This window comes from Acidovorax sp. KPB24-07 (assembly GCF_057543315.1).
In genome coordinates this window covers 1-725 of record NZ_BAAJYS010000857.1, presented here as the reverse complement: position 1 = coordinate 725, position 725 = coordinate 1, and the positions used below count along the sequence as shown (strand labels likewise).

The 725-nt window shown below is 71.9% G+C and carries 1 protein-coding gene; it reads right to left on the bottom strand.

Annotated features, from left to right (window positions below):
* Positions 1-624: WGR domain-containing protein (locus tag AC27IQ_RS26290; protein ID WP_487091408.1), on the bottom strand; the 624-nt coding region annotated here is incomplete at its 3' end.
* Positions 625-725 lie beyond the last annotated feature (101 nt).

Below are 725 nucleotides of genomic sequence, written 5' to 3'. Positions count from 1 at the left end.
CGCGGCCGGCGGGGTGGTCTCGGCCCCAGCCGCCGCTTCGGCGAGCAGGGCCTGGGCGAGGGCGGTCGCGCGCTTGTCGACCTGCGCGGTCGTGCCCCAGCCCGTCAGCAGGCCTTCGGATTTCAGGCGCTCGAACGCCATCGAGGCACCCTGGTCGCTCACGCCGTGCTGGCGCTTGAGCACCGCGGCCGAGAACACTTCGTCCACCTTCACCGCACCCTCGGCCAATTGCGTGCAGAAGGCCGCGAAAACACGATCGCACTGCGCGTCCAGGCTTTCCGCCGGGGCGGGCGCCGGTGCAGAAGCGCTGGCGGTGGCGGAGCGCCCGGCACCATCCGTGGCCGCCTGCCTGGAAGCGGCCTGGGGCGCGGGCGCCTTGGCGGGCGCCGGCGAGGCACCGATGGCGGCGCCCGGTGCCACGCCGACTTCGCTGTAGCCCTTGTTCGTTTTCTCGGTGACCAGCTTGGTCAGCGCCGCCGAGGCCTTCGCGGCGTCGGCGAACGATTTGGTCTGGCTCTGGCCGGCCGTGCCGATGCGGCCCCACCGGATGTTGAGGTCGGAGCCGGAGGGCTCGATCTCCCAGAATTTGCTGGAGTTTCCTTCGATCAGTTCGAAACGGCGCATGGGGTCGGGTGTCCTTTCGCAAACGGGTCTTGGGGGATGGCCGGCGGCCGCGGCCCGGGCCGCGGAGCCGGTCGAAAAGGGTCAGGCGCTGCCCGGCGGCA